The organism is Clostridium sp. (assembly GCF_016650095.1).
Taxonomy (GTDB): domain Bacteria; phylum Bacillota; class Clostridia; order Clostridiales; family Clostridiaceae; genus Clostridium_AD.
Genome location: NZ_JAENWL010000209.1, coordinates 1 through 6,516 on the forward strand (window position 1 = coordinate 1; position 6,516 = coordinate 6,516).

At 31.8% G+C, this 6,516-nt stretch carries 7 protein-coding genes; 6 read left to right on the forward strand and 1 reads right to left on the reverse strand.

What is annotated here, in order from left to right:
• The coding region (locus JJE11_RS12230; RefSeq protein WP_291635997.1) for a peptidoglycan binding domain-containing protein at positions 1 to 842 on the reverse strand (842 nt) is incomplete at its 3' end.
• A gap of 193 nt (positions 843 to 1,035) precedes the next feature.
• Here JJE11_RS12230 and ppaX point away from each other — a divergent pair.
• From ppaX to JJE11_RS12260, 6 genes are all read left to right on the forward strand, one after another.
• Positions 1,036 to 1,683, forward strand: a complete 648-nt coding sequence (gene ppaX, locus JJE11_RS12235; protein ID WP_291635999.1) for a pyrophosphatase PpaX — start codon at positions 1,036 to 1,038, stop codon at positions 1,681 to 1,683.
• A gap of 42 nt (positions 1,684 to 1,725) precedes the next feature.
• Positions 1,726 to 2,583 carry a DUF1186 domain-containing protein gene (locus JJE11_RS12240; RefSeq protein ID WP_291636001.1) on the forward strand — a complete coding sequence of 286 codons (858 nt, stop codon included), beginning with the start codon at positions 1,726 to 1,728 and terminating at the stop codon, positions 2,581 to 2,583.
• Positions 2,584 to 2,904: 321 nt separating this feature from the next.
• On the forward strand, positions 2,905 to 3,168 hold the full coding sequence (locus JJE11_RS12245; RefSeq protein WP_291636010.1) for a TM1266 family iron-only hydrogenase system putative regulator: 264 nt from the start codon (positions 2,905 to 2,907) through the stop codon (positions 3,166 to 3,168).
• Between the two features lie 104 nt (positions 3,169 to 3,272).
• Positions 3,273 to 4,691, forward strand: a complete 1,419-nt coding sequence (gene hydG / locus JJE11_RS12250) for a [FeFe] hydrogenase H-cluster radical SAM maturase HydG (RefSeq protein ID WP_291636004.1) — start codon at positions 3,273 to 3,275, stop codon at positions 4,689 to 4,691.
• Positions 4,692 to 5,029: 338 nt separating this feature from the next.
• Positions 5,030 to 5,401 (forward strand): GntR family transcriptional regulator, encoded by a 372-nt coding sequence (locus JJE11_RS12255; protein WP_291636006.1) that lies wholly within the window; start codon positions 5,030 to 5,032, stop codon positions 5,399 to 5,401.
• 78 nt (positions 5,402 to 5,479) lie between these two features.
• The gene (locus JJE11_RS12260; RefSeq protein ID WP_291636008.1) at positions 5,480 to 6,376 is read left to right on the forward strand and encodes an ABC transporter ATP-binding protein; all 897 of its coding nucleotides are present in this window, start codon (positions 5,480 to 5,482) and stop codon (positions 6,374 to 6,376) included.
• Positions 6,377 to 6,516: the final 140 nt, after the last annotated feature.

Sequence of the window (6,516 nt, forward strand, 5' to 3'; positions counted from 1 at the left end):
CCAATATCAACTGGGGCGGGTTGATAACCGCGGGCTGCCGTTCTTTGACCAACGGTGCCATTAAAACTAAAGGTTCCGCCTGGCATTATAAGGATTCCGTTTATACTTTTTGTTGCAAGTGTTATATTAGTGGACCTACCATAAGAAGAGGTAGTAAAATTAGAAGTAAAACTTGAAAGTTTTGTATTAATAGTTTGAAGATTTTCTGTTGTTATACTTGCTGTAATAGTCTCAATCTCTGCTTCTACAGAAATATTCAAAGCGTGTATATCTCCGCTTATTTTACTTAAAACTTCTTTTTCTAGTTTCTCATCCATAAGTTTAGAACCTTTTATATCAGGTGTAATTTTGAAATCACCACCGATTTTGACAATGCTTCCATTTTTAGAATCCTTATCAATATCCTTCTTCATATTGGCAATTAACTCATGAAGTGGCTTAGAATCATAGCCGAATTTCAAATTAAAGTCCTTACTCACAGGTGTCTTAATAAGTTTATATTTCTCGTAGAAATTTAAGTTTTTACCGTAATCAAAAGCTTTTTTTATTATCTCATCAACATTATATCCTGCATTTATTTTTGCATAATTCAATGAATAAGTTTTCAATGGGGTTTTAATATCTATATTTTTAGTTAATATAGCAGATGAATATGTTTTAGACACCATATCTTTAGCTTCCATTAATGTTTTTCCAGATACGTCTATCTCACCAATTTTAACTCCTGGGTATACAAGACTTGTCCATTTTTGTGTTTTAAAATAAATATAACCATAAAATCCACTTACGCCCAAAACGATTATTAATAGTAAAATTATAATTGCTGTTTTCTTTTTTTTCATAAGTTTAATTAGTCTCCTATATTTTATTATTCTTTGGTATCTTAGTATATAATATCATGAAAGTATTTCAGAAATACACCTTTTTTTTTAGAATTGTAAAGTATTTTTATTTTTCTTTTAAAACGGCTATTTCTTTGGTAGAATGAAAAGTATCATAGTAACTCCGCTAATGGAGCTAAGGAAGGAAAATTTTATGGCTATTAGAAATATTTTATTTGATTTGGACGGAACATTGATTGATACGAATGAATTAATTATACAATCGTTTAACCATACTTATAAAAGGCACTTGAATAAACAGATGGAGAGAGAAGAAATTATTAAAAACTTTGGAGAAATTTTAAAAATTACGTTAGATAGGGAGTTTGGTGATGATAGTGAAGAAGCTATAAAGACCTATCGAAGTTTCCAAATTGAAAACTTTGAAAAATTGATTGCCATTCCAAGTGGTGTAAAGGAAGGGATGAAAGAACTTCATAGGCAAGGATATAAGCTTGGAATCGTTACTTCACGTTTGAATTATTCGGCTATTAAGGGACTAAAGCTTTTTGGATTGATGGATTATTTTGATAGTATAATAGGAGCCGATGATACAGATATACATAAGCCAGACCCTACACCGGCATTATTGGCTTTAAAACAATTAGGAGGTAAACCTGAGGAGACCATCCTTGTGGGAGATAGTCCATTTGATATTTTATGCGGTAAAAATGCGGGGATTACTACTGTGGCTGTGGGGTGGAGCGCACTACCTAGGGAGATGATTCTACAACATGAGCCTGATTATGTTGTAGAGAGCATGGAAGAATTTATGGAATTGGTTGCAAAATTAAAAGATTAGTTATAGAAAATAAAAATTCAAATGAAAAAGGAGTTTTATTTTATGAATGAATTACTTAAAGAAATAGAGTATAATAATGGGCAATTTCCAGAAGCACAATTAAAGGAAATAATAAACCGCAAGGAAGAGTTTATACCTGAATTACTTGAGATATTAAAAAATGCAAAAGAAAATTACGAAGAGATTTTAGAAAAACATAATTATTTTGCACATATATATGCCACTTTCTTGTTAGCGCAGTTTAAAGAAAAACAAAGCTTTAAGCTGATTATAGATTTAATTAGTTTACCAAAGGAAATTCCAGACGATATTTTTGGTAACTATCTTACAGAGGATTTGCATAAAATTTTAGCATCAGTTTGTGGAGAAGATAGGTCGCCGTTAAAAAGATTAGTGGAAGATAGCAATGTTAATGAATATGTTAGATGTGCTGCTCTTAAATCCTTTATTGTATTTTTGGGTGAAGGTGTAATGCCACAAAGTGATGTTATTGAATATTATAAAAGTTTATTTGAAGGAAAACTTGAGAGGGAATTTTCACAAGTTTGGAATGAGCTTATATATGATTCTTGTGAAGCAGGACCTAGTGAATTATATCAGCAAATAAAAAAAGCTTATGAAGATGAATTAGTAGATGATGAGTGTATATCTTTAGAAGAAGTGGATGGAGCTATTAAAATTCATGATAGTGAAAAGTTCCCAAAATTAAAAGATGAGGGGTATGCATTTATAGAGGATACTATAGAGGAGCTAGGTTGCTGGAACTGTTTCACTAAAAATAATAAAGAGCCTAAATCACAATATATCCTAGGGATTAATAAAATGAATAAGATGAATAAAAACAAAAATAAAAATAATAAAAAGAAGGTAAAAGCTACTAAAAAGAAGCAAAGAAAATAGTAAGCTAGAACAATTATATTAGCTTGCTTTTTAAAACTAAGAATGTTATGTTGTAAGTGATTTTAGGTTGACTCTCAGAGATAAAGTGTCTTAACTTTGTCTTGTGGAAAACCATATAATAATCATATTTATAAAATTATAAATCTTATTTATAAAATTATCGTTCTGAATTGATAAGGGTTCGTCCCGAATTATAAGGCGAGAGAATAGTTGTAATGTTTCAAAGAACATACCTTCATGGGTGTGCCTTTGGTTTTAACAAACTATCTTTGTGCCTTTTAGGTGCAAGGATTTTTTAATTTATCAGGAAGGATGTTACAAATGGAAAAAAGAATTGCTCTAATTGGAATCATCGTTGAAAATAAAGATGCTGTTGAAAAGATCAACGCTATTCTCCACGAATACGGGGAATATATGGTAGGCAGAATGGGAATCCCATATCCGAAGCGCAATATTTCGGTTATAAGCATCATTGTAGATGCGCCAAATGATGCTATAAGTGCACTATCAGGAAAGCTTGGAATGATACCTCATGTAAATACTAAAACGGTCTATTCTAAAGTGCCCACTATAACAGAAGAATAATAAAAATATGCTAAATCTATGTATTATCAATAGTTTAAGCATTTATAAATAATAAATAAAACATTTCAAATAACAAATAAAACATTTGAAAAGGAGTTTATGATATGTATAATTGTAAATCGAAAAATGCAACGGAGTTTATTGATGATGGTGAAATTCTATCTACTATTGCCTATGCAGAGGAAAACAAAAGAAATCGTGAATTGATTGATAGCCTGATAGAACGTGCAAAAGATTGTAAGGGTTTAACTCATAGGGAAGCTGCAGTACTTCTGGAATGTGACTTGGAAGATGAAAAAGAAAAAATGTTCAAACTTGCAAAAGAAATTAAGCATAAGCTTTATGGAAATCGTATTGTCATTTTTGCGCCTCTATATCTTTCAAACTACTGCATAAATGGATGTGTGTATTGCCCTTATCACTTAAAAAATAAAACGATACATCGCAAAAAACTTACGCAGGAAGAAATAGTGCAAGAGGTTATAGCACTTCAGGATATGGGACACAAGCGATTGGCTTTAGAGTCAGGAGAAGACCCTGCGAACAATCCAATTGAATATATTCTGGAAAGTATCAAGACTATATATAGTATTAAGCATAAAAATGGAGATATCCGCCGCGTAAATGTAAATATTGCAGCAACAACCGTGGAAGAATACAAGATGCTAAAGGAAGCAGGTATCGGCACTTATATACTTTTCCAAGAGACTTATAACAAAAACAGTTATGAGGAGTTGCACCCTACAGGTCCAAAACACAACTATGCATATCATACAGAGGCTATGGATCGTGCCATGGAAGGTGGTATTGATGATGTTGGAATCGGAGTTTTATTTGGCCTTAATATGTACCGTTATGATTTTGCAGGATTACTAATGCATGCAGAACATTTAGAAGCAGCCATGGGTGTGGGTCCACATACAATTAGTGTTCCACGTATTTGCCCTGCTGATGATATTGATCCAAATACGTTTTCAAATGCAATCTCAGATGAAATGTTCGAAAAAATTGTGGCTATTATTCGTATCGCTGTTCCGTACACAGGCATGATTGTTTCAACACGTGAATCGCAAAAAACTCGTGAGAAAGTACTAGAACTTGGAATATCACAGGTTAGCGGAGGCTCATGCACCAGTGTTGGCGGATATGCTCACGCAGAAACGGAAGAAGATAATTCAAAGCAATTTGAAGTAACAGACACACGTAAATTAGATGAAATTGTAAATTGGCTTTTAGAAATGGGCTTCATTCCAAGCTTCTGCACAGCTTGCTATAGAGAAGGTCGTACAGGTGATCGTTTTATGAAACTTGTAAAATCAGGTCAGATTACTAACTGCTGTCAGCCAAATGCACTGATGACACTTAAAGAATATTTGGAGGATTATGCTTCCCCTGATACTAAGAAAAAGGGTGAGATCGTAATTCAAAATGAAATTCCTAACATAAAAGATGAAAAGGTTCGAGCAATTGCAATAGAGTATTTGAACGAGCTTAAGGACGGAAAACGAGATTTCCGTTTCTAATATCACAAATTATATTTAAGTTGTAACTATCCAATTGCATAGAAAAATAATATTTGAATTTTTATAAGAACTCAATAAAAACTGTACCAAAAGTGTGAAAATGCTTTAGGTACAGTTTTTTTTGTGCTACATTAATAACATTATCAACTTGGATATACATGCGAAGTGAAGCAATTCATTTAATATAAAACTCAATATAGATATACAAATTCTTCTATGTTAATACTTGACAATATAAATAGAAAGGATTATATTATATGTGTACTACATGAAGTAGTACACGCAGTACACATAATGTAAATAGGGTGAATTTAATTATTTGAGAGAAGGTGAAATCCGTGATAAATATCGATAGCAGAAGCAGTAAACCTATTTATGAACAGATTATTGAGAGAGTAAAAGAAAATATAATAAAAGGAATACTAAAGCCAGGAGATAAGCTACCTTCTGTACGCGAACTTGCCGCGGCTATAACAATCAATCCTAATACAATAAGCAAAGCATACAATGAGCTGGAGCGAATGAAGGCAATTGAAGTTATAAGAGGAAAAGGAACCTTTGTATCAGAAAATTTTAAACCTGTTGTGAATGAAGAAAAAATGAGAGGAATTAGAGGACATATGAAGGAAATAATTATAGAAGCACATTATATAGGTGTTGATAAGGATAAGTTAATTGATATATTGAATGAAATTTATAGCGAGTTTTAACGACAACTGGAAGTCGTTAATACAGCTTCGAAGAAGATAGTTTAACTATTAGAAATTTATGAAATGGGGGGTGTCATCTTGATAGATATAAAAAATGTGAGCAAGAGGATAGACGATAGGTATATTCTAAAGAATGTTAATTTGCATGTAAATAAGGGGAGTATATTTGGAATAATTGGTGAAAATGGTGCAGGTAAAACTACACTTATAAAATGCCTAACAGGTATTTACAGAGCTAATGAAGGAAGCATATTAATAGATGACGAAGAGTCCTTTGATAATGCTAAAATAAAGCAGAAAATAGGTTATGTATCCGATGAAAATCAATATTTTTCCTCTTTTAAAGTAAAGGAACTCTTAAAATTTTATAAGAAAGCTTATAATGATTTTTCAGAGGAGAGATTTGATGAACTCAATAAAAAATTTAAAATTCCTTTAGAAAGAAGAGTGAGAGAACTTTCCAAGGGCATGAAGATGAGAACTTCTATTCTCTTAAACTTAAGCATAAAGCCAGATATTCTAATACTTGACGAGCCTACATCGGGTCTTGATCCAGTAATTAAAAAAGAAATAATGTCTATTATTGTAGATGAAGTCGCATCAAGAGATGTAACCGTATTTATATCATCGCACCATTTGGATAATATCGAAAGAATATGTGACAATGTAGCAATAATTAAAAATGGCGAAATAAAACTTATGAGTTCCATGGAAGAAGCTAAAAATAGTATGAAAAAACTTCAAGTGGTATTTAAAAATGAATCTGATATAAACAAAGAGCTCGCATCTATTGATGGTGTAATTAAGGTTGAAACTATAGGTAGAGTGAATTATATAATTACTAAAAATTACACAAAAGATCTTGAAAAAATGCTTTATGATTTGGGAGCTGACTTTATAGAAACGGTAGATATGAGTCTTGAGGATATGTTTATATATTTCGTGGAAGAGGAGGAGGAGGATAAAAATGAATAAAATTATAAATAAGGCCCTTTTCTATAAGGAATGGATATACGTAAAATGGATAACACTTTTAACTATTGCTGCACTTTTAAGTACTCAGTTATATGGGGTTATATGGGCATTCAATTTCAAAGAAAGGTTTCAAGGTGAAG

Coding starts and splice junctions, on each gene's coding strand:
- JJE11_RS12240 (WP_291636001.1), top strand. CDS start 1,726: ATGAATGAATTACTTAAAGAAATAGAGTATAATAATGGGCAATTTCCA.
- hydG (WP_291636004.1), top strand. CDS start 3,273: ATGTATAATTGTAAATCGAAAAATGCAACGGAGTTTATTGATGATGGT.
- ppaX (WP_291635999.1), top strand. CDS start 1,036: ATGGCTATTAGAAATATTTTATTTGATTTGGACGGAACATTGATTGAT.
- JJE11_RS12245 (WP_291636010.1), top strand. CDS start 2,905: ATGGAAAAAAGAATTGCTCTAATTGGAATCATCGTTGAAAATAAAGAT.